The organism is Mesorhizobium robiniae (assembly GCF_040545535.1).
Classification (GTDB): Bacteria; Pseudomonadota; Alphaproteobacteria; order Rhizobiales; family Rhizobiaceae; genus Mesorhizobium; species Mesorhizobium robiniae.
Genome location: NZ_JBEPMC010000016.1, coordinates 70,151 through 88,740, shown reverse-complemented (window position 1 = coordinate 88,740; position 18,590 = coordinate 70,151). Strand labels below are relative to the sequence as shown.

Genomic DNA, 18,590 nt, shown 5'->3' with positions numbered 1-18,590 from the left:
AAATCCTTACCAACGAAAAGAGATTGTGACCGGCTTAAGCGATGACAGTGGTCATTGCCGATTGTCTGGGCGCACCTTCGCGCCTACATCGTGAGGACAATCTCTTTCCACGGACGGACCTGCCATGAACAGCCTGATCGGCCAATTCGACATTTCCGACGATCGCATCAAGCAGATCGTCGCCGACACCATTAACGGCGCCGACGACGGCGAGTTGTTTCTCGAATACAGCGAAAGCGAAGCGCTGATGTTCGACAATGGCCGGCTCAAGACCGCCAATTTCAACACCGACCAGGGTTTTGGCCTGCGTGCCGTCGCCGGCGAAGCCAGTGGCTACGCGCATTCCAGCGATCTTTCCGAAGCATCGCTGCTGCGCGCCGCCGACGCCGTCTCGACGGTCAAGGGCGGCTATTCCGGCACGCTTGCCGCAGCACCCGCCCGCACCAACCGCCATCTCTATGGTGACGAGAACCCGATCCCCTCGCCCTCCTTCGAGGCCAAGGCTAAGCTCCTTCAGGAAATCGATGCGTGGCTGCGGGCCGAGGATTCGCGCGTGCGGCAGGTGACGGCTTCGCTCGCCGCCTCCTGGCAACATGTCGAGATCGTGCGCGCCGACGGCCAGGTGATGCGCGACATCCGCCCGCTGGTCAGGATCAACGTGTCGGTGGTGGTCGGCAATGGCGACCGCCAGGAGAGCGGCTCCTACGGCATGGGCGGACGCAAGGCGTTTGGCGAATTCCTGGTCGAGGAGAGCTGGAAGCACGCGGCCAAGGAGGCGCTGCGGCAAGCGCTGGTCAACATCGAGGCCATTCCGGCGCCCGCCGGCACCTTCGACATCGTCCTGTCCAGCGGCTGGCCGGGCGTCATGCTGCACGAGGCCGTCGGCCACGGGCTGGAAGGCGACTTCAATCGCAAGAAGACATCGGCCTTCGCCGGGCTGATGGGCCAGCAGGTGGCCGCGAAAGGTGTGACCGTCGTCGACGACGGTACCATGGCCGAACGGCGCGGCTCGCTGACCGTCGATGACGAAGGCACACCTTCGGCCCGCAACGTGCTGATCGAGGACGGCAAGCTTGTCGGCTATATGCAGGATCGCCAGAACGCCCGGCTGATGGGCATGAACGCCACCGGCAACGGACGGCGCGAAGGCTATGCCCACCAGCCGATGCCGCGCATGACCAACACCTACATGACATCAGGCGACATGGAGCCGGACGAAATCATCGCCTCGGTCAAGAACGGCATCTATGCCGTTTCCTTCGGCGGCGGCCAGGTCGACATCACCTCGGGCAAGTTCGTGTTCGGCTGCACCGAGGCCTACATGATCGAGAACGGCAAGGTGACGCAGCCGATCAAGGGCGCCATGCTGATCGGCAATGGGCCTGACGCCATGCACCGCGTTTCGATGATCGGCAACGACATGAAGCTCGACACCGGTATCGGCATGTGCGGCAAATCAGGACAGGGCGTACCGGTCGGCGTCGGCCAGCCGCACCTCAGGATGAACCAGATGACGGTCGGCGGGACAAGGGTTTGATGGAAGCATCCCTCTGACTTACTAAGGATACGCCTTGATGGCCGCCGAGAAAAAGCTCGTATTAATCATCTCGACCGAGGGTCAGGTCGCCCTACCCAGCTCGATCCGGAAGCGGAGAAAATGGGGCGCAGGCACACGCCTTCTGGTCGAGGATACCCCGGAGGGCGTGCTGCTAAAGCCTGCACCGGCGTTTACCGCCACGCGGCCGGAGGACGTGTTCGGATCCCTGTCGCATAGAGGCAGACCGAAGACCGCTGGAGGAAATGGATGCTCGGTCAGTTCGAACTGCCTTAAAGCCATGACGCCGGTGTTTTAGGCAGGCGATGATCGGGATCGACGACGCCAAGGCGCGGGGCGTCGTCCTCGTTCCAGCGCCAGAGCGCAACGCATGTGCCGCCGGGCGACATGAAGGATGGGTAAATCACGCCATGCAGCCCATCGGCAAGCAGGCGATCTCTTAGCCTGTGCGTCTCTGGCACAAGGTCTCGATCCAGTATGTCGCGCCACTCACACCGATGAATGTTCGTAGTTATCCCGAGTTCGGCCAGCGTATAGTCGTCCGTCAGGTCGGCCAGTCGCGCGCCTGAAAGTTCGAACTGGGCGATCAACGCCGGATGCTGGACGAAGCCCTGATTGTATTCGGCCCAGGCAGTGGACAGTTCCCGTGCCGCATAGATCGTCGGGGCGCCCAGTGGATTCCAGCGTCCGCCGAAGCGAGCAGCCCCCTCGCCGGAAAGCGGCAGATGCGCCCAACGCGGTACGAAGGCACGCCATAGGCTCAGCCTGATTTCAGGCATAGATGCCGGAGCGGACTGCCTCCAGATAGGCAAGCACCTTGTCCGTCTTGCCTTCCCGAACCAGATCGTAGGCGGTCTTGCCCGCCCAGCCGGGGATCGGCTGATGCTTGAACCAGATCGCCGCACGCTGCTCATTGCCGGCCATTTCACCCGCCATTGCCAGAATGCGAACGACGGGACTAAGTGCGGCGTCGACCTTGCGCGCACCGGTCTTGGCGGCAAGCGTGTTGCGCGCGACACCGATCAGGCCTGCCAGTTCCGTCAGGTTGACGCCGAGCAGTTCGGCAACCCGCCTTGCCGAGAGAAATGGCGTGCGCTCCTCGCCGAAGCGCGACGCTGGAATGTCGAGGGCTACTGCCATGGCGATTTCCTACCGCATTTTGACAACACCTCATCAAAATATGCTCAATCGAGGCGCAATTCAAGCTCAACGGATGCCAACTTGCATTCCTGCCAGCCTATCGTCTTCGCCTCGGCTTCTCCAACAGCGCGACGGCCTCGACATGCGGCGACCACAAGAACTGGTCGATCGGCGTCACGCTTTTCAGTGCATAGCCACCGTCGATGAGGATGCGCAGATCGCGCGCCAGCGTCACCGAATTGCAGGAGACTGCGGCGACCAGCGGCACATCGGAACGGGCGATCTGCTTCGACTGGTCCTCGGCGCCGGCGCGGGGTGGATCGAAGACGACGCCGTCGAAGGCATTCAGCTCCTTGAAAGTCAGCGGCCGCCGGAACAGGTCGCGGCGTTCGCTGGTCACCCGCTTCAGACCGCTGGCGAAACGAAAGGCGCGGTCGAGAGCTGCAAGGGCCGGCGCGTCACCCTCCACCGCGTGGACTTCCGACTTCGCGGCGAGGCGTAGCGCAAAGCTGCCGCAGCCGGCGAAGAGATCGGCGACCTTTTTGGCGCGAGCGAGGTGCCGGCCGACGATGTCCGCCATCGCCTGCTCAGCCGCCTCGGTGGCCTGCAGGAAGGCGCCCGGCGGCACCGCAACAGCGACGCCACCGAACAGCACCACCGGTTTTTTGGGCTCGATGATGATTTCGCCGTCGATCGAAAGTCTGGCCAGCCCCTGAGCGATGACGAAGTTGGAGGCGACGCGCCGCTGGTTCTCGCCAAGCTTGCCGGACTCGTGAACTGCGACATCGAGGCCAGAACCGGTCACCGTGACCGTCATGCGGAACGATTTCGTCGTTGCGCAAACCAATTCGGCGAGTGCTTTCAGACGGTCGAGGCTTGCGACGATCTCGGGCAGCGAGATCGGGCATTCCTCGATGGAAATGATTTCCGACGACAGCGCGCGAACGAATCCGAGAAGCATGCCGTCTCCGCTCCGTCGGGCGGTGAACACGACGCGCCGGCGCGTCTGCGGCGCGCACGGCACCAGCGGGTCAATGTCGCAGGCGATGCCCTTGCTGTTCAGCGCATGCGCAACCTTGTCGCGCTTCCATTGATGATAGGTTTCGGCCTCGAGATGCTGGATGGCGCAGCCGCCGCATTCGGTGAAATGCCGGCAGGCGGGGTCAATGCGAAGCGGCGACGCTTCCACTACCGACATCAGCGTGGCGCGATCCTTTTCGCGCGCTGCGGTGACGGTTTCACCGGGCAGCGTGAACGGAATGAAAAGTTCGCCGGTTTCAGTCTCGGCAACGCCGTCGCCCTGGGAGCCCAGTCTTGTGATCGTGAAGCGCGCGTTCATCGGCCTCAGATCCCCCTGTTCTCGGCTCTGGCGTCCTTGCTCCCGGCGAGCAGGAATTCGCGATTGCCGTCGCCGCCCTCGATTGGCGACAGAAGCAGGCCCAGCGAGCGCCAGCCGGGGATGCCGTCGAGCCAATCCTGCAGCAGGCCGGCAACCCGCGCGGCATCGTAGGGGTCTTTGAGCAAGCCGCCCTTGCCGATCGCCTCACGACCCGCCTCGAATTGCGGCTTGACCAGAAATATTGCTCTGGCGCCGCTCCTTGCAATGGCGAGCGCAGGCGGCAGCGCCAGTTTCAGCGAGATGAAGCTGACGTCACAGACGATGAAATCCGGAATGCGATCCGCAAGATCGGCCGCCGAAAGATCACGGGCATTCAGGCCCTCGATCACCGTCACGCGCGGATCACCAGCGATATCCGGATGGATCTGGCCATGGCCGACGTCGATCGCCGTGACATGTGCCGCGCCGCGTTCAAGCAAGACCTGAGTGAAGCCGCCGGTCGAGGCGCCGACGTCGAGCGCTTCGCTGCCGGCGGGATCGAGGCCGAAATGGTCGAGCCCGGCGATCAGCTTCAGCGCCGCGCGCGACACGTAACCCTGCGCCGGATCATCGATGACGATAAGGCAATCCGCCAAGACGGTCTGGCCGGGCTTGCGGGCGATGACGCCATCGACCATCACCGTGCCGCGCTCGATCGCGTCACGGGCACGAGAGCGGCTTGGGAACAGGCCGCGCGTGACGAGCAGTTCGTCGAGCCGCTGGCGTGTGCTGGCTGGCAAAGGGGAGTTCATCGGCTTTCATGGCGAAAGCCGGTCACGAAGGCAAGGGAAGACAACGAACATCTTCGGAAAGCGGCGATCAGGCCGCCCGTAACTGTTTGATTATCGCAAATGCGTCCGCCACAATGTTAGGAACAATATGCCGTTTTGCTGCCGGAACGTGGAGGACGACGGATGCTGACCGGAACCTGCCATTGTGGCGCGGCCCACTGGACCTTGGAAGGCGATCCCGGCCCGATCACAGCCTGCAATTGCACGCTTTGCCGCCGCTATGGCGCTCTGTGGGCTTACGATTATGTCGAGGAGCGCATCCGCCTTGGGGGACCGGTGAGCTCTTATACGCGCGCCGGAAAGGATGCGCCGTCGCTCGAGATTCTGTTCTGTCCGACATGCGCCTGCGTTCTGGCCTGGCGCGGTCTGCGCTCCAATGACCCTCGTCGTACTCGAATCGCCGTCAATGTGAGGCTTGCGCCACCTGATGCCGTCGCCGACCTCCCAATCGACCACTTCGATGGCCTCTATAAATTCGAGGACTTGCCGCGCGATGGTCGATGCGTGCGCGATATGTGGTTCTAGCTTCTAGAAGATTGTCCGCGAGGCTCAACATTCGACTGCCGGTGCCAAGAGACACTGCAAGCAAAACACCAAATGGCAGCGTAAACAGTCAGTTACGACCGCCCGCCGGCAAAGTGATTCAAGCCGTTGAGATTCTGATTCAGGCGCTTTGTGCGCTGGCGGTGTGTCCCAGCGCCAAGAAGACCGTGCGTACGATGCCGGCAGCGTCCAGCCCGGCGTCGGCATACATCTTCTCGGGCTTGGCGTGATCGACGAAGGTGTCGGGCAACACGAGCGGGCGCACTTTCAGGCCGTTTTCCAACAGCCCTTCATGCGCCAGGAATTGCAGCACGTGGCTGGCGAAACCACCGACCGCGCCTTCTTCCACTGTTACCAGCACTTCGTGCGAGCGCGCCAGGCGCCGGATCAGATCCTCGTCGAGCGGCTTGGCGAAACGAGCATCGGCGACAGTGGTGGAAAGCCCTGCCGCACCGAGCTCCTCGGCCGCAGACAGGCAATCCTGCAACCGCGTGCCGAAGGAGAGCAGCGCAACCTTAGTGCCCTCCCTGACGATACGGCCCTTGCCGATTTCAAGCACCGAGCCACGCTCCGGCATGTCGACACCGACGCCGTTGCCGCGCGGATAGCGGAAAGCAATCGGCCCATCATCATAGCTTGCCGCCGTGCGCACCATGTGGCGCAGTTCCGCCTCGTCTGCCGCGGCCATGACCACGAAACCAGGCAGCGTCGCCAGAAAGGTCGTGTCGAAGGCCCCGCAATGGGTCGCCCCGTCGGCTCCGACGAAGCCGGCGCGATCGATCGGAAAGCGCACCGGCAGTTTCTGGATCGCCACGTCATGGACGACCTGATCGTAGGCGCGCTGCAGGAAAGTCGAATAGATTGCGGCAAAAGGCTTGAAGCCTTCCGTGGCAAGGCCGGCGGCAAAGGTCACCGCGTGCTGCTCGGCGATGCCGACGTCGAAGGTCCTCGCCGGGAACGCCTCGCCAAAAAGGTCGAGGCCGGTGCCTTGCGGCATGGCGGCGGTGACGGCGACGATGCGATCATCTTCCCGGCCTTCTTGAATCAGGCTTTCGGCAAAGACCTTCGTGTAGCTCGGCGCGTTGGCCGGCGCCTTGGCCTGCGCGCCGGTGATGACGTCGAACTTGTTGACACCGTGATATTTGTCGGCGGCCGCCTCGGCCGGTCCGTAGCCTTTGCCCTTCTGGGTCACGACGTGGATCAGCACCGGGCCGTCGGCATTATCGCGGACGTTCTTTAGCACCGGGATCAGGTGCTCGAGATTGTGACCGTCGATCGGACCGATGTGGTAGAAACCCATTTCCTCGAACAGCGTGCCGCCGGTGACGTAGCCGCGTGCATGCTCGACTGCCCGCTTTATGGCGCGATCGGCGCGTTCGCCCAGATAGGAAGTCAGCTTCTTGCCGAAATCGCGCAAGCCCAGATAGGCCTTGCCCGACGCAAGGCGGGCCAGATAGGCGCTCATCGCGCCGGTCGGCGGCGCGATTGACATGTCATTGTCGTTGAGGATGACGATCAGCCGGGCATCGAGTGCGCCGGCATTGTTCATAGCCTCGTACGCCATGCCGGCCGACATGGCGCCGTCGCCGATGACGGCAATGACATTGTTGCGGCCACCGGAGAGGTCGCGCGCCATTGCCATGCCGAGCCCGGCGGAAATGGAGGTCGAGGAGTGGGCGGCGCCGAACGGATCGTATTCGCTCTCGGCGCGCTGGGTGAAACCGGACAGGCCGCCCTCTTGTCGCAGCGTGCGGATACGGTCGCGGCGGCCGGTCAGGATCTTGTGCGGATAGGCCTGGTGACCGACATCCCAGATCAGCCGGTCGTCGGGCGTGTTGAAGACATAGTGCAACGCGACCGTCAGTTCGACCACGCCAAGGCCAGCGCCGAGATGTCCGCCGGTGTGGGACACCGCGTCGATCAATTCGGTGCGAAGCTCCGATGCCAACTGCGGCAGATCACCCTCGTCAAGCGTCCTGAGGTCGGCCGGGATGCGGACCTTGTCGAGAAGCGGCGTATGGAGCTTTGCGTTCACTGGCGGTGGGGCCTGCTTTTTATTCATCTGCGAAATAGGCCGCTGGCCGGCGAATGTAAATGCGTGTCAATGACGCGGTGTAGATCCAAAGTGCTAGAGCGCCCTTAGCGCATCCAAAAAGATGCTTAGCATTCTAATTGTCCGGCAGCGGAATGAACTCTTCTTCATCCCCAGGAACGATGTCGAAGCGGCCTGTCTTCCACTCTTCTTTGGCCTGTTCGATGCGTTCCTTCGACGACGACACGAAATTCCACCAGATGTAGCGCTTGGAGCCGAGCGAGGCGCCGCCGAACAGCATGAAATGCGCTCCGCCCTCCGACGACACGACGATCTCGTCGCCGGGCCGGAATACCAGCAGCCGCTCCGCCGGAAAGCGGTCGCCGGTAATCGAAACCTCGCCTTCCAACGTATAGATGGCGCGCTCTTCGGCATCGGCAGGGATTTTCACGCTGGCACCTGGTGCCAGGCGGAGGTCAGCGTAGAGCGTGTCCGATGCGGTCGCAACCGGAGATCGCAGCCCGGAAAAGGCGCCGATGACGACGCGCCCGCTGATGCCATCGGCATCGATCTCGGACAGACGGATGGCCGCCGTATTCTCGAAAATCGGGGCGACCTCCTCCTTGTCGTCGGGCAGCGCCAGCCATGTCTGCAGGCCCGAAACCGACATAGGCGCGCCGCGCAGCTCTTCCGGCGTACGCTCGGAATGGACGATACCGCGGCCGGCGGTCATCAAATTCACGTCGCCTGGCTGGATTACCATCTCGGTGCCGAGCGAATCGCGGTGCCGGATCTTGCCGTCGAACAGGTAAGTCACCGTCGACAGGCCGATATGCGGATGCGGACGGACGTCGAGCGCCTGGCCGGCCCGCAAAATGGCCGGCCCCATACGATCGAAGAAGATGAAGGGACCGACCAGCCGGCGCCTTGCGGTCGGCAAAGCGCGGCGGACCTGGAAGCCGCCAATGTCCTTAGCGTTCGGAACGACCATCAGTTCGATCTGGTCGCTGGCGAAGGCATCGCCGGCCTGCGGGTCGTTTCCAGGGAAGAAACTCATGCGGTCTTCCTCAGGCGAAGCGGAGTGCGGACCTGGCTTTCGCCTTGGCCGCCACCTCTTCGCGATTGCGCGGATGCTGCGTCGTCTCGAGGCTGTCGAGCAATTCGCGTGCCGATGCGGCAACGGCCTCGACAGCGTGGTCGAACGCATGCTGGTTCTGTTTCGACGGCCGCGTCGTTCCGCTCAGCTTGCGGACAAACTGAAGTGCGGCATCGCGGACCTCGTCATTGGTTGCCGGCGGATCAAAATTGAACAGGGTTTTGATGTTTCTGCACATTGCTTTCCGGACCTCCGTGTCTCGCTTTATCCCTCGTTCTGAGCATGATCTTGTCCGAAAATCGGTTCGCTAACGCAACCTCCGGGTTGGGATCATGCTTACTCCGCGTCCAGCGGCTCTGTCCCGACCGGCTTGCCGTCGCGCGAAAGCCTGATCTTCTCGACCTTGTCCTCGGCCGCCTTGAGCAGCCGATCGCAATGCACCTTCAGTGCCTCGCCGCGCTCATAGATGCGGATCGACTGGTCGAGCGGCACGTCGCCGCGCTCCAGATCATCGACGATTTTCTCCAGTGCGTCGAGCGCCTGCTCGAAGCTCATCGCCTTGACGTCTTCGTTGGTCTCACCATCCATCGTCTATCCTTTCATCAGTCGCCCGACATGGGCGGCGACCGAAAATGCCAATCCCTGCAGATCGTAGCCGCCCTCAAGCAGGCTGACGAGCCGGTTGTCGCTGTGGCGACCGGCTCGCTGCATCAACTGGCCGGTCGCCCAGTCGAAATCGTCCTCGGTCAGGTTGATCTCGGCCAGCGGATCGCGGTGATGCGCGTCGAAACCGGCGGAAATTATGATGAGGTCAGGCGCGAAATTGTCGAGCGCCGGCAAGATACGCGACAGGAAAGCATCGCGGAAAACTTCGCTGCCGGTCTGCGGCGCCAGCGGCGCGTTGACGATGTTGCCGGCGCCGGTTTCGCTCACGGCCCCGGTTCCGGGATAAAGCGGCATCTGGTGCGTCGAGCAATAGAGCACCGACGGATCGTCCCAGAAAATGTCCTGCGTGCCATTGCCGTGGTGCACGTCCCAGTCGACGATTGCGACGCGCTCGGCCTGGTGCTGCCTTTGCGCGTAGCGCGCCGCGATCGCCGCGGTGTTGAACAGGCAGAAACCCATGGCCGTGGTCTTTTCGGCGTGGTGGCCGGGCGGCCGCGCAGCGACAAAAACGTTATCGGCGCGCCCCCGATAAACATCGTCGACGGCCGCGTTGGCGGCACCTATTGCCGTAATCGCAGCTTGCCAGCTTTTCGGGCTGGCCGTGGTGTCGGCGTCGACCCGCGTGATACCGGTCTCGGGTATCGCCGAGCGGACCCGTTCGACGAATTCCTGCGGGTGCGCGTAGAGAATGGTGGCCTCGTCGCCTCCTGGCGCCTCGGCACGATCAAGCGCCGCAAAGGCCTCGTCGTCGAGCACGCGTTCGATGGCGCGCAGGCGGTCCGGCCGCTCCGGATGACCGGGCGGTGTTATATGCTCGAGAAAGATCGGATGGGTATAAAGCCTTGTGACCATGCCCCGATATAGGCGCGCCTGGCGGCTTTGACCATGTTTTGACGCCACCAAAGGCAGACGTTCAACAGGCTTTAGATGCCGGGTGCTGGTTAGGTCTAGCGCGAGCCGTCCTATTATGCCCCGACCTCCGCTCAGGGATGGCCCTCTTCTCCAATCTCAGCCAGTACTTGCGGACGACCAGGCCTGCGGCCTTGCTTGAGCAGCCCCTCTAAAAGCACATTAAACGCCTTCACCGCCTTTTTCGACGTCGCTTCAGGATCCTCCGAATTTGCGATCCACTGCGCCGCATGCAGCGAGGCGCCGCTGACCAGCCTTGCTGCGGCTTCGGGATCGACGGCAACGATGGTTCCCTCGTCCCTTAGCTTTTGAAGGTTTTCGCTCATCGAGCGGATGCATACGTTCTGGCTCGGCCATTGCGAAGGATCGCCGAGCACCGCCGGCCCATCGCGAAGCACAATACGCTGGATCTCCGGTTCCAGCGCCATCTCGATATAGGCGGTGCATTCGTCGACAAAGCCCTGCCAGAGAGTGTCCGCCCTGGCCGACACGATTTTCAGCCGGGCCAACATTTCCGCGTCGATCTCGGCGATAACCGCCTGGAGAAGGCCCTTCTTGTCGCCGAAGTGGTGATAAAGCGCGCCGCGCGTCAGCCCGGCCGATGCGGTGAAGTCGTCCATCGAGGCCTCGGCATAGCCGACGGTGCCAAAGGCATGGCGCGCCGCAGCGACCAGTTTGGCGCGGGTCTCGGCGATCATCTCTTTGCGTGGTTTGTGCGCCATTGCCCCTTCTTTCTCATACGCCTCGTATACCAATTGACATACGCATCGTATGCTATTATCTGATTTGCATACGCCACGTATATAAGTGGCCCGGCTTCAAAAATCCAGGAGTATTCACATGCCCAATCCCTATCGCGAAATCTTCAAGGCAAGGGGAGCCAAGGGCTTCGCGGCGGCCGGCTTCGTTGCCCGGATGCCGATGGCCATGGCTCCGATCGGGATCGTCGCGATGCTGTCGCAGACACATGGCGAGTACTGGCTGGCCGGCGCCGTCTCGGCGACATATGCGCTGGCCAATGCTTTTGCAGCGCCGCAGATATCGCGGCTGGTGGACCGCCTCGGCCAGGCTCGGATCGTTGTGCCCACCACCGTCATATCCGTGCTCGCTTTTGTAGTGCTGATTGCGGCCGCCAATCAGGACTGGCCGATATGGACATTGTTCGCATCAGCGCTGCTGGCCGCCGCGATGCCCAGCATCCCGGCAATGGTGCGCGCGCGCTGGACAGAGCTCTTCCGGGATCGCCCCGAGATGAACACCGCGTTCGCTTTCGAGTCGGCGGCCGACGAGTTGGTCTACATCTCCGGCGCTTCGCTATCGGTGGGCCTGAGCGTCGCCCTTTTCCCGGAAGCGGGAATGTTGGCGAGCACGTTGTTCCTCGCTTTCGGCTCGACCGCCTTCATCCTGCAGCGCTCGACCGAGCCGCGAGTGCGACCGGTCGACCAGGGCGCGAGCGGCTCGGCAATCCGCCTGCGGCCGGTCCAAATCATCACCTTGGCCCTGATCTTTATCGGCGCGACCTTCGCAACCACGGAGGTGAGCACCGTGGCGATCACCAAGGAGCTCGGCCAGCCGGGCGCCGCCAGCTTCGTCATCGGCGTCTACGCGCTCGGATCGTTCGTGGTCGGTATTGTCATCGGTGCCCTGAACCTGAAGACACCGCTGCAAATTCAGCTCGCCATTGCGGTCGCAATCATTGCGCTCACCGCGCTGCCGCTGCTCGTCGCCGACACGGTGCCTCTTCTGGCGCTGGCCGTCTTCGTCAGCGGCGTGGCGATCTCGCCGACCTTCATCACGGCATTCGGCCTGATCGAGCGGCGCGTGCCGGAGGCGATGCTGACCGAGGGTGTCACCTGGGTGATGACCGGCATAGGCATCGGCATGGCGCTCGGCTCCTTCGCCGCCGGCTGGGTGGTGGACGCCTTCGGCGCGCAGAGCGGGTTTCTGGTATCGGTGGCGGCGGGCGCAATCGCGCTGGTCATCGTGCTCGCCGGCCAGCGCAGCCTTGCCACACCGGATTGCGACACCTCCGCATGCGAGGCAGTCGCGGTTCCTGCTGAATAATGTCCGGCTGTTCGTCCGGTCCCGACAGGACCGGACGAATGCCAGCGTCGCTGGGCCCGCCTAGAGAATCTCGGTGTTGGCGATATGGATGCCAAAGCCTTCCAACCCGACATAGTGGCGTTCGCGCGAGGCGATCAGGTTGATCGAGGAAATGCCCAGATCCTTGAGTATCTGGGCGCCAAGGCCGATCTCGCGCCATTCGTTCTCGCGGCGACGTGCCTCTTCATGGTCCTCGCGGTCGCCGGCAGCCGGCCGGTTGCGATCCTGATGGGCGACGCCGACCGAGCCCTCGCGCAGATAAACGATGACGCCGCGCTTGCGCTCCCCCATCGATTTCATGATGCCGTCCAGCCTGTGGCTGGTGCCGAAGACGTCGGTCACCACGTCCTCGGAATGTAGCCGCACCGGCACCTCCTCGCCGTCACGGATGTCGCCGAAGACGATCGCCACATGGTGCATCGAGTCCCAGGGTAGCGTGTAGGTGAAGACCTGCGCCTTGCCGCCAGGCGTGTCGATTTCGGAACAGGCAACCCGCTCGACCAGCGTTTCCTTGCGCTGGCGGTAGGCGATGAGGTCGGCGACCGAAATCTGCTTCAAACCGTTCTTTTCGGCGAAGGCCTGCACCTGCGGTCCGCGCATGACGGTACCGTCGTCGTTGACCAGCTCGGAAATGACACCGATCGGCGGCAGGCCGGCGAGCTTGCAGAGGTCGACCGCAGCCTCGGTATGGCCCGATCGCATCAGCACGCCACCTTCCCTAGCGATCAGCGGAAAGATGTGGCCAGGGCGGACGAAATCGGAAGCGCCGACATTGCCGTTGGCAAGGTTGCGCACGGTCAGCGTGCGGTCGTCGGCCGAAATGCCCGTCGTGGTGCCGTGCTTGAAATCGACGCTGACGGTGAAGGCGGTGGTGTGAGCCGAATCATTGTCGGCGACCATCGGCTGCAGGTTGAGCCGCTTGGCTTCCTCGCGCGGCATCGGCGTGCAGACGATGCCGGAGGTGTTGCGGACGATGAAGGCCATCTTCTCCGGCGTGCAATGGACGGCCGCGACGATCAAATCGCCTTCGTTCTCGCGCCCGTCATCGTCCATGACGACGACGATCTCGCCGCGTTCGAAGGCGCGCAGAGCTTCGACGATTTTCTTCTGGTCGTAAGGCATGGGCGCTCATTTCACTCGCAGGGAGTAGGGGAATAGGGCAGTACGGCAGTAGGGGAAAGGAAAAAATTTGGGCTCAGCGACAACGGGCCCTACTGCCCTACTGCCCTACTGCCCTACTGTCTTCCCGTCTGTCCCCGATGACGCAAATAGTGATCGGCGATCGCGCAGGCAACCATCGCTTCGCCGATCGGCACGGCGCGGATGCCGACGCATGGATCGTGCCGGCCCTTGGTCATGATCTCGACGTCGTTGCCGTCCTTGTCGATCGACTTCCGCGGGGTCAGGATCGACGAGGTCGGCTTGACGGCAAAGCGGGCGACGATCGCCTGGCCGGTCGAAATGCCGCCGAGGATGCCGCCGGCATTGTTGGACAGGAAGACAGGCTTGCCGTCATTGCCCATCCTCATTTCGTCGGCATTCTCTTCGCCGGTGATGCGGGCGGCCTCGAAGCCGCTGCCGATCTCGACACCTTTGACTGCGTTGATCGACATCAGGCCCGAGGCGATGTCCTGGTCGAGCTTGGCGTAGATCGGCGCGCCCAGGCCCGCGGGAACCCCGTCGGCGACGATCTCGACCACCGCGCCGACCGAGGAGCCCGCCTTGCGGATGCGGTCGAGATATTCGGTGAAGACGGCAACCGATGCCGGATCGGGCGTGAAGAACGGATTTTCGGCATCGCCGACGAAATTCCAGTTCCAGTTGGCGCGATCGATCGATTTTTCGCCCATCGATACTAGCGCGCCGCGCACGACCATGCCGGGTACGACCTTGCGGGCCAAGGCGCCGGCCGCCACCCGCGCTGCCGTCTCGCGGGCCGAAGAGCGGCCGCCACCGCGGTAGTCGCGCAGACCGTATTTGGTGTCATAGGTATAATCGGCATGACCCGGCCGATACTGGCGGGCGATCTCGCCATAATCCTTGGAGCGCTGGTCGACATTCTCGATCATCATCGACACCGGCGTGCCGGTGGTGATCATGGTCTCTCCGTCATCATCCAGGATGAAGCCGGACAGGACCTTGACCTCGTCGGGTTCGCGGCGCTGCGTTACAAAACGCGATTGACCGGGGCGGCGCTTGTCGAGCTCGGCCTGAATCTCCTCCCGCGTAAAGCGGATGCCGGGTGGACAGCCGTCGACCACGCAGCCGAGCGCTTCGCCATGGCTCTCGCCCCAGGTGGTGACGCGGAAAAGATGGCCAAACGTGTTGTGAGACATGGAAACCAGCCCTGCCGGCGTCGGAACCGGCTTAGCGCATGACCCCGAAAATCGGAGCGATCTTCGGAACGGATCATGCGCAAATCAAAAGTGCCACAGCATCCTTTGCGCGTCCAATCGGACGCGCGGCGCTGTAGCCTGCGTTCTATTGGCGTTTTCCGCAGTGGTCAAACTGTGATCCGGCGGATTTAGTTTTGACACATTCGGTTGGTTTCTGGTCAGTTCCATCTGCCCGTTGAACACCCGCCGCCACAGTGCCGGCGCAATGATAAGAGGACGATGATGCGTATCCTGATCGGCACCGTTGCCGCCACATTGCTGATTTCCACCGCCGCCTTCGCCGGCCAAACCGAAGGCCTGATCAAAGCGGTCGACAAGGATACGTTGACGCTGACACTCGACGACGGCAAATCCTACAAGCTGAATGCCGAAACCGATCTCGAAGCGCTGAAGCCCGGCATGGATATCGTGATCGCCTACGATGAGACAAACGGCGAGAACATCATCACCGACATGCAATTGCCGGACGCCGATTCAACTGAATAGAATTTCTAGAACGATGTCTCTTCGTTTGACCATGATCTCGAAAGGCGGTTCCCGCCTTTCGAGATCATGGTCTAAAGCCACTCCAGGCGCCGGCCCTCCAGCCTAAGCAGGCGATCCTGCGGCACGTCCAGCCTGACCGCCTCTTGCGTGGACATCCCTAGTACCAGGCGGAACAGCGCGCGCACGACACCACCATGGGTCACACAGACCGTGTTCCGATCGAGTGCGTCGAACCACGGCTTCACCCGTTCGAGCAGCATCTGGTAGCTTTCGGCACCTTCGCCGGGCGGCTGGAAATTCCATTTATCGAGGCGGCGTTGCCTGGTCGAACCGGGATCCCTCGCCTCGAGTTCGGCAAAGGTGAAACCCTGCCAGTCGCCAAAGCTCAACTCGACGAGCAGCGGCTCGGCACGATAAGCTTGGGGATCGAGCCCCATCGCCATGCGAATGCGTTCCATGGTCTCACGCGTTCGCCGCATCGGGCTGGCGACAAAGTCGAACTCTTCGGGGTTATGAACGATTTCAGCCAGCCGATGGCCGTTGCGGGAGGCCTGCTGGCGGCCGAGCGCGTTGAGATCGGTGTCGGCCTGCCCCTGCAGCCGGGCCTCGGCGTTCCACTCCGTCTGGCCGTGGCGCGCGATGTAGACAAGCGGATACATCAGGTCTTCCGGGTGGGATCGGGAGCAGACAAGCAGGATTGGTGTTCGTGGAAGGAACTAATCCTTGACGGTCGAAATGTCGGGCGCGTCGACGGCCTTCATGCCGACGACATGGTAGCCGGAATCGACATGGTGGACCTCGCCGGTGACGCCGCGTGAAAGGTTGGACAGGAAGTAGACGGCCGAATCGCCGACCTCCTCTTGCGTCACGGTCTGCTTCAGCGGTGAATTGTACTCGTTCCACTTCAGGATATAGCGGAAGTCGCCGATGCCGGAAGCAGCCAGCGTCTTGATCGGGCCGGCGGAGATGGCGTTGACGCGAATTTTCTTGGCGCCGAGGTCGACGGCCAGATAGCGTACGCTGGCTTCCAGCGCCGCCTTGGCGACACCCATGACATTGTAGTGCGGCATCACTTTTTCCGCACCGTAGTATGTCAGCGTCAGCAGCGAGCCGCCATCGGTCATCAGCGCCTCGGCGCGCTTGGCGATGGTGGTGAAGGAAAACACCGAAATGTCCATGGTGCGCAGGAAATTGTCGCGCGTCGTCTCGACATAGCGGCCTGTCAGTTCGTCCTTGTCAGAAAAGGCGATGGCGTGGACGAGGAAATCGAGCTTGCCCCAATGCTTGGCGATGTCGTCGAAAACCGCGTCGAGGGTTGCCGGATCGGTTACGTCGCAATGGCCGGCGACATGGGCGTTGAGTTCCGCCGCCAGCGGCTCGACGCGCTTCTTGAACGCCTCGCCCTGATAGGTCAGCGCGATCTCGGCGCCGTGGTCGACGCAGGCCTTGGCGATGCCATAGGCGATCGACCGATTGTTCGCGACGCCCAGGACAAGCCCGCGCTTGCCGGCCATAATGCCTTGTCCACCCGCCATGTGAGCGCTCTCCGCAAGATCTTCTGCTTTGTGGAGTGCCTATCGCACAGGCAAAACGCCGCATCAAGCGCAGACGGCCAGCGAGTTCAAATCAGTCACGCGGCGTGAGCGGCGGACAGGACGGGCGTTGGAGCGAGCTTCAGTGCCTCACTCCGGCCAGCGTGCCTTGACGGCCCAGGCTCGCGCAACCAGACGAATAGGCTGATCTGTTCCAAGCGTATGTGCCAGATGTGCCTTCAGTGCGGCTTGCTTCTCCTGCGGCAGACTGCTGCAATAGCCGGGTGCCGGCCCCGCGCCGAGCGTGAATGGCAGCCAGAACGCCTCGAAATCGGGGAATACCGTTTCGATTTCGAGCGATTCGATAACCGGGGACATCAAACCCGCCGCATGACAGATTTCGGCGAGCCCGTCCCGGGTGCAGAATGGAAACCGCTTGCTTTCGTCCAGCGCAGCGGCGTCGCGATCGATTGCAGCCGCGGCTTTCCAGAAGGCATCGATGAAGCCCATCCCGCCGCCGGGATAGTCCCAGACATAGAATGCCAGCAACCCACCCGGCTTCAAAACCCTGCGCAACTCGGCCAATGCCGCCTGCCTGTCGGGGATGAAATTCAAGACTAGCGCCGAAGCGACGATGTCGAAACTGGCATCGCTGGCCGGAAGGGCTTGCGCGCTTGCGATCTCGAATCGGACGTGCTCGTCGTGAATTGCCGAGCGGGCGTGCGCCAGAAATCCTTCCGACGGGTCGGTCGACAGGATCGATCGCGGCGCACATTGGCCGAGGATCGCCGCCGTCAAGGCGCCCGTGCCGCAGCCGACATCAAGCCAGGCGGCGTCCCGCGACGGGCCAAGCCAATCTACGAATTGATCGGCGATCCGCCTGCTCCAGCGGCCCATATAGTAGTCATAGTTCTGACCAACGCTCCATGCATCGAATTCGGCAGACTTGTTCATTCTCTCTCTCCGCAGCAGGGTCAGCATCCTCGACGCACACGGTAACAGTCCCGTGCCTCAGGTGAGGCTGTCTCGTATCCAGGTGCGGGGGTTTGAGCCGAAATTACTGCCTATTCGGCAACTTTTCGCCAGGGGAAGAGCATTCCCACCTGTTTGCGGTAGAGACGGTACCGATCGCCGAACAGCGTGACGAGATCCCGCTCCTCGAGGAAAATGCCAAGCAGGATGTAACCGGTCGTGCCGAGCGAAAACAGAAGATGGCCCCACGTCATCGACGGCGTCGCCCAGAAGGCCAGCAAAAAGCCGACATAAATCGGGTGCCGGACCCATTTGTAGAAGAGCGGCGTCCTGAAGACGGGAGGCGGCAGTTCCTTCTTGCGCAACGCGGCGAAGGCCTGCGATAGACCGAACAGTTCGAAGTGGTTGATCAGCCAGGTGCTGATCAGCAAAATCGCCCAGCCAAGCCAGAATACGCCATGGATGACGGCGGTCCAAAGTGGGTTCTCGACCGTCCAGACGGGTCCGGGGATCGGCCGCCATTGCCAGTAAAGCAGCAGCAGGATGAGGCTGGCCAGCAGCACATAGGTGCTGCGTTCAGCCGAGCTTGGCACAAGCCGCGTCCACCATCGCTTGAAGGCCGGGCGCGCCATGACGCTGTGCTGCGCGGCGAAAAGACCGAGCAGCAGCGTGTTGACGATCACGGCTTCGACCGGACTTCCCACGATTCCGGAATCGATCGATTTCGGAACCACCAGATTGCCGACGAAGCCGACCGCGTAGAGAAATGAGCCCAAAAATATGAGGTATGCGACAATGCCGTAAATAAGGGTGATTACGCCCGCCATGCTCCCCCTCCTTGCAAGCACAAGAATTCGGTCGGTCGACCGAATTCACATAGGACCACAGTTAGAGAAAAGAGTCAACTTGATCGGTCGCTCGACCGAAGTAAGGTGGTGAGACGCGAGCCTGGACAGGAGAAATCATGAATCACCAACAGCGTGCCCGTTCG

At 62.4% G+C, this 18,590-nt stretch carries 21 protein-coding genes; 5 read left to right on the top strand and 16 right to left on the bottom strand.

The annotated features are described in order from the left end of the window. Nucleotides 1-124 precede the first annotated feature (124 nt). Both tldD and ABID19_RS31035 read left to right on the top strand, forming a co-directional pair. A complete protein-coding gene (gene tldD, locus ABID19_RS31040; protein ID WP_354494407.1) occupies nt 125-1,537 on the top strand; it encodes a metalloprotease TldD in 1,413 nt (470 codons plus the stop codon). 37 nt (nt 1,538-1,574) lie between these two features. After that, nucleotides 1,575-1,853 (top strand): AbrB/MazE/SpoVT family DNA-binding domain-containing protein, encoded by a 279-nt coding sequence (locus ABID19_RS31035; protein WP_435528781.1) that lies wholly within the window; start codon nt 1,575-1,577, stop codon nt 1,851-1,853. Here the strand turns inward: ABID19_RS31035 and ABID19_RS31030 are convergent. The 4 genes from ABID19_RS31030 to ABID19_RS31015 all read right to left on the bottom strand — a co-directional run bounded on the left by ABID19_RS31030 (nt 1,828) and on the right by ABID19_RS31015 (nt 4,825). Then, complete coding sequence (locus ABID19_RS31030; protein ID WP_354494405.1) at nt 1,828-2,334, bottom strand: RES family NAD+ phosphorylase; 507 nt, start codon at nt 2,332-2,334, stop codon at nt 1,828-1,830. The genes ABID19_RS31035 and ABID19_RS31030 overlap by 26 nt on opposite strands. Beyond that, the gene (locus ABID19_RS31025; protein ID WP_354494403.1) at nt 2,327-2,695 is read right to left on the bottom strand and encodes an antitoxin Xre/MbcA/ParS toxin-binding domain-containing protein; all 369 of its coding nucleotides are present in this window, start codon (nt 2,693-2,695) and stop codon (nt 2,327-2,329) included. The genes ABID19_RS31030 and ABID19_RS31025 overlap by 8 nt, the downstream gene beginning before the upstream one ends. A gap of 97 nt (nt 2,696-2,792) precedes the next feature. After that, nucleotides 2,793-4,034 carry a class I SAM-dependent RNA methyltransferase gene (locus ABID19_RS31020; RefSeq protein WP_354494402.1) on the bottom strand — a complete coding sequence of 414 codons (1,242 nt, stop codon included), beginning with the start codon at nt 4,032-4,034 and terminating at the stop codon, nt 2,793-2,795. A gap of 5 nt (nt 4,035-4,039) precedes the next feature. Next, nucleotides 4,040-4,825, bottom strand: a complete 786-nt coding sequence (locus tag ABID19_RS31015) for a TlyA family RNA methyltransferase (RefSeq protein ID WP_354494400.1) — start codon at nt 4,823-4,825, stop codon at nt 4,040-4,042. Nucleotides 4,826-4,987: 162 nt separating this feature from the next. Here ABID19_RS31015 and ABID19_RS31010 point away from each other — a divergent pair, with 162 nt between their 5' ends. After that, on the top strand, nt 4,988-5,389 hold the full coding sequence (locus tag ABID19_RS31010; protein WP_354494398.1) for a GFA family protein: 402 nt from the start codon (nt 4,988-4,990) through the stop codon (nt 5,387-5,389). Nucleotides 5,390-5,528: 139 nt separating this feature from the next. Here the strand turns inward: ABID19_RS31010 and dxs are convergent, their stop codons facing one another. The 6 genes from dxs to ABID19_RS30980 form a co-directional block, all read right to left on the bottom strand. Next, on the bottom strand, nt 5,529-7,469 hold the full coding sequence (dxs, locus tag ABID19_RS31005; RefSeq protein WP_352938667.1) for a 1-deoxy-D-xylulose-5-phosphate synthase: 1,941 nt from the start codon (nt 7,467-7,469) through the stop codon (nt 5,529-5,531). A gap of 106 nt (nt 7,470-7,575) precedes the next feature. Then, nucleotides 7,576-8,496: a pirin family protein gene (locus ABID19_RS31000; RefSeq protein ID WP_354494396.1), complete on the bottom strand. Its 921-nt coding sequence runs from the start codon at nt 8,494-8,496 to the stop codon at nt 7,576-7,578. Nucleotides 8,497-8,506: 10 nt separating this feature from the next. Next, nucleotides 8,507-8,773 (bottom strand): DUF2277 domain-containing protein, encoded by a 267-nt coding sequence (locus ABID19_RS30995; RefSeq protein WP_354494394.1) that lies wholly within the window; start codon nt 8,771-8,773, stop codon nt 8,507-8,509. A 98-nt stretch (nt 8,774-8,871) separates the two neighbouring features. Next, nucleotides 8,872-9,123: an exodeoxyribonuclease VII small subunit gene (locus ABID19_RS30990; protein WP_352938671.1), complete on the bottom strand. Its 252-nt coding sequence runs from the start codon at nt 9,121-9,123 to the stop codon at nt 8,872-8,874. A 3-nt stretch (nt 9,124-9,126) separates the two neighbouring features. Further along, nucleotides 9,127-10,053: a histone deacetylase family protein gene (locus tag ABID19_RS30985; protein WP_354494393.1), complete on the bottom strand. Its 927-nt coding sequence runs from the start codon at nt 10,051-10,053 to the stop codon at nt 9,127-9,129. A 131-nt stretch (nt 10,054-10,184) separates the two neighbouring features. Then, nucleotides 10,185-10,832, bottom strand: a complete 648-nt coding sequence (locus tag ABID19_RS30980) for a TetR/AcrR family transcriptional regulator (protein ID WP_354494391.1) — start codon at nt 10,830-10,832, stop codon at nt 10,185-10,187. Nucleotides 10,833-10,950: 118 nt separating this feature from the next. Here ABID19_RS30980 and ABID19_RS30975 point away from each other — a divergent pair, with 118 nt between their 5' ends. Further along, nucleotides 10,951-12,174 (top strand): MFS transporter, encoded by a 1,224-nt coding sequence (locus tag ABID19_RS30975; RefSeq protein WP_354494390.1) that lies wholly within the window; start codon nt 10,951-10,953, stop codon nt 12,172-12,174. A 60-nt stretch (nt 12,175-12,234) separates the two neighbouring features. On the opposite strand, the gene ribB is transcribed toward ABID19_RS30975, so the two are convergent. Both ribB and aroC read right to left on the bottom strand, forming a co-directional pair. Continuing rightward, nucleotides 12,235-13,335, bottom strand: coding sequence for a 3,4-dihydroxy-2-butanone-4-phosphate synthase (gene ribB / locus ABID19_RS30970; protein ID WP_354494388.1), 1,101 nt, complete (start codon nt 13,333-13,335; stop codon nt 12,235-12,237). 113 nt (nt 13,336-13,448) lie between these two features. After that, entirely contained in the window at nt 13,449-14,549 is a 1,101-nt protein-coding gene (gene aroC / locus ABID19_RS30965) for a chorismate synthase (RefSeq protein WP_354494386.1), read from the bottom strand. A gap of 282 nt (nt 14,550-14,831) precedes the next feature. On the opposite strand from aroC, the gene ABID19_RS30960 reads away from it, so the two are divergent. Beyond that, nucleotides 14,832-15,095, top strand: coding sequence for a DUF1344 domain-containing protein (locus ABID19_RS30960; protein ID WP_354494384.1), 264 nt, complete (start codon nt 14,832-14,834; stop codon nt 15,093-15,095). Nucleotides 15,096-15,166: 71 nt separating this feature from the next. Here the strand turns inward: ABID19_RS30960 and ABID19_RS30955 are convergent, their stop codons facing one another. The 4 genes from ABID19_RS30955 to mddA all read right to left on the bottom strand — a co-directional run bounded on the left by ABID19_RS30955 (nt 15,167) and on the right by mddA (nt 18,426). Continuing rightward, the gene (locus ABID19_RS30955; RefSeq protein ID WP_354494382.1) at nt 15,167-15,754 is read right to left on the bottom strand and encodes a histidine phosphatase family protein; all 588 of its coding nucleotides are present in this window, start codon (nt 15,752-15,754) and stop codon (nt 15,167-15,169) included. A 57-nt stretch (nt 15,755-15,811) separates the two neighbouring features. Beyond that, a complete protein-coding gene (gene fabI, locus ABID19_RS30950) occupies nt 15,812-16,630 on the bottom strand; it encodes an enoyl-ACP reductase FabI (RefSeq protein WP_354494380.1) in 819 nt (272 codons plus the stop codon). A gap of 147 nt (nt 16,631-16,777) precedes the next feature. Then, nucleotides 16,778-17,581, bottom strand: coding sequence for a class I SAM-dependent methyltransferase (locus ABID19_RS30945; protein WP_354494378.1), 804 nt, complete (start codon nt 17,579-17,581; stop codon nt 16,778-16,780). Nucleotides 17,582-17,691: 110 nt separating this feature from the next. Beyond that, nucleotides 17,692-18,426, bottom strand: a complete 735-nt coding sequence (gene mddA, locus ABID19_RS30940) for a methanethiol S-methyltransferase (protein ID WP_354494376.1) — start codon at nt 18,424-18,426, stop codon at nt 17,692-17,694. Between the last annotated feature and the right edge of the window lie 164 nt (nt 18,427-18,590).

Excerpts from the sequence above, each read along its gene's own strand:
- ABID19_RS31030 (WP_354494405.1), bottom strand. The coding sequence starts at position 2,334 with ATGCCTGAAATCAGGCTGAGCCTATGGCGTGCCTTCGTACCGCGTTGG.
- fabI (WP_354494380.1), bottom strand. The coding sequence starts at position 16,630 with ATGGCGGGTGGACAAGGCATTATGGCCGGCAAGCGCGGGCTTGTCCTG.
- ABID19_RS31025 (WP_354494403.1), bottom strand. The coding sequence starts at position 2,695 with ATGGCAGTAGCCCTCGACATTCCAGCGTCGCGCTTCGGCGAGGAGCGC.
- ABID19_RS31010 (WP_354494398.1), top strand. The coding sequence starts at position 4,988 with ATGCTGACCGGAACCTGCCATTGTGGCGCGGCCCACTGGACCTTGGAA.
- ribB (WP_354494388.1), bottom strand. The coding sequence starts at position 13,335 with ATGCCTTACGACCAGAAGAAAATCGTCGAAGCTCTGCGCGCCTTCGAA.
- ABID19_RS30945 (WP_354494378.1), bottom strand. The coding sequence starts at position 17,581 with ATGAACAAGTCTGCCGAATTCGATGCATGGAGCGTTGGTCAGAACTAT.
- tldD (WP_354494407.1), top strand. The coding sequence starts at position 125 with ATGAACAGCCTGATCGGCCAATTCGACATTTCCGACGATCGCATCAAG.
- ABID19_RS30995 (WP_354494394.1), bottom strand. The coding sequence starts at position 8,773 with ATGTGCAGAAACATCAAAACCCTGTTCAATTTTGATCCGCCGGCAACC.
- ABID19_RS31015 (WP_354494400.1), bottom strand. The coding sequence starts at position 4,825 with ATGAACTCCCCTTTGCCAGCCAGCACACGCCAGCGGCTCGACGAACTG.
- dxs (WP_352938667.1), bottom strand. The coding sequence starts at position 7,469 with ATGAATAAAAAGCAGGCCCCACCGCCAGTGAACGCAAAGCTCCATACG.
- ABID19_RS30980 (WP_354494391.1), bottom strand. The coding sequence starts at position 10,832 with ATGGCGCACAAACCACGCAAAGAGATGATCGCCGAGACCCGCGCCAAA.
- mddA (WP_354494376.1), bottom strand. The coding sequence starts at position 18,426 with ATGGCGGGCGTAATCACCCTTATTTACGGCATTGTCGCATACCTCATA.
- ABID19_RS31000 (WP_354494396.1), bottom strand. The coding sequence starts at position 8,496 with ATGAGTTTCTTCCCTGGAAACGACCCGCAGGCCGGCGATGCCTTCGCC.
- ABID19_RS31035 (WP_435528781.1), top strand. The coding sequence starts at position 1,575 with ATGGCCGCCGAGAAAAAGCTCGTATTAATCATCTCGACCGAGGGTCAG.
- ABID19_RS30960 (WP_354494384.1), top strand. The coding sequence starts at position 14,832 with ATGCGTATCCTGATCGGCACCGTTGCCGCCACATTGCTGATTTCCACC.
- ABID19_RS30975 (WP_354494390.1), top strand. The coding sequence starts at position 10,951 with ATGCCCAATCCCTATCGCGAAATCTTCAAGGCAAGGGGAGCCAAGGGC.
- aroC (WP_354494386.1), bottom strand. The coding sequence starts at position 14,549 with ATGTCTCACAACACGTTTGGCCATCTTTTCCGCGTCACCACCTGGGGC.
- ABID19_RS30955 (WP_354494382.1), bottom strand. The coding sequence starts at position 15,754 with ATGTATCCGCTTGTCTACATCGCGCGCCACGGCCAGACGGAGTGGAAC.
- ABID19_RS30985 (WP_354494393.1), bottom strand. The coding sequence starts at position 10,053 with ATGGTCACAAGGCTTTATACCCATCCGATCTTTCTCGAGCATATAACA.
- ABID19_RS31020 (WP_354494402.1), bottom strand. The coding sequence starts at position 4,034 with ATGAACGCGCGCTTCACGATCACAAGACTGGGCTCCCAGGGCGACGGC.
- ABID19_RS30990 (WP_352938671.1), bottom strand. The coding sequence starts at position 9,123 with ATGGATGGTGAGACCAACGAAGACGTCAAGGCGATGAGCTTCGAGCAG.